1 protein-coding gene is annotated in these 1,358 nt (G+C 69.8%); it reads right to left on the reverse strand.

From position 1 onward, the window contains the following. Positions 1-10 precede the first annotated feature (10 nt). Complete coding sequence (locus tag ACTWQJ_RS51420) at positions 11-1,231, reverse strand: ISAs1 family transposase (RefSeq protein WP_443313206.1); 1,221 nt, start codon at positions 1,229-1,231, stop codon at positions 11-13. Between the last annotated feature and the right edge of the window lie 127 nt (positions 1,232-1,358).

Genomic DNA, 1,358 nt, shown 5'->3' on the forward strand with positions numbered 1-1,358 from the left:
CAGGGCGGCTTCAAGTTCCCGGTAGGAGTGGGCTGTCGGTGATGCCCCAGATCCAGACGGCGTGTTCGGGTGCGTCCCGGATCGCCCGGGTGGTCTTGGCGATGTTGTCCGCTCCCAGCAGCCGCAGCCTGCCGATGGCCAGGTTCCGCAGAGCGGCCATCGCCCGCGGCGCGCTGCCGGTGTGGACGGTGGAGGCATCCTCGGCAAACACCACATCTCTGACATGGTGACTGGAATTTTCGATTCCCCAGTGCCCGCGCACGTATCCGCCCAGGTCGGCGGGGCTGGCCTGGTGGGTATCGAGGCTGGTGACGGCGTAGACCGTCTCCCGGGTCTGCCGCTTGCCGCTCTCCTGGCGGCGCTGGTGGATGCGCAAGGCCAGCCGGGCTTGTGGGAAGGCGATCCCGCCCAGGTTCGCCGCGATGGCCATGGTCTTGACCGAGCGGGACTCCTGTCGGCCGTGCCCGGTCCCGGAGACGGTGTGCGCTACGGGCACCTGTTCCCACGGCAGGGCCTTGACCTGGGCCGACGCGGTCGGCTGGTTTCCCTTGATCACCGCGATGCAGTGGGCTTTCTTCTCCTGCACCAGCCAGCGCACCTGGTCCTTGACGCTGTGCAGGGCGTCGAAGGTGACCACGGTGCCGGTCAGGTCGAGTGGTTCCAGCAGCGGACGGAAGGCGGCCGTCTCGTTGGTCTTGGCCCCCACCTCTCGCTGGGCCAGGGTGATGGTGGGGGCGTGGGTGACGGCGGACAGCAGGTGCCGGTGGCGCTGCTGTCGGTGCGCGGAGCCGGACATCGCCTTGCCGTCCACCGCGATCGCCGGCCGCGGCGCAGAGCCGGTGCCGATGTCGGTGTGATCGCGTTCGGCCAGGTAGGCGCCGATCGCGGCGTCCAGGGCATCGCCGTCGAGAGCGGCCAGGAGCCGGGTGAAGGTGGCCTGGGACGGGGCGCGTCGACGTCCGGGCAGGTGCCGGCGGATGCCGAGGTGTTCCAGCACCGTGGTGGTGGCGCGCTGTCCCCACTCGGTGATCTCGGTGATGGTCCGGGCGCCGGAGACGACTGCGCAGGCGCAGATCAGCAGCAAGCCGACCAGGGGATACCACCGCCCGCGACGCGAACGCGGGTCGGGTACGCGCCGGAGGTGGGCGCGCAGACGGCCGGTGTCGTGCTGGTGAAGGGGGCCCAGTTTCGCCAGGGCGGCAGGGACCGGGGAGGATGGAGCGGCAGGCACGGGACCTCGATGTGATCAGCTGGCATAGACACCCTGATGATCACCGGTCTCGTGCCTGTGCTGTTGCTGCGTCAACTCCCGCTGCACGCGGACGATCTACGCGATCCCGGAACTTGCAACCGCCCTG

This window comes from Streptomyces sp. KR55, assembly GCF_052245645.1.
Lineage (GTDB): Bacteria > Actinomycetota > Actinomycetes > Streptomycetales > Streptomycetaceae > Streptomyces > Streptomyces flavusporus.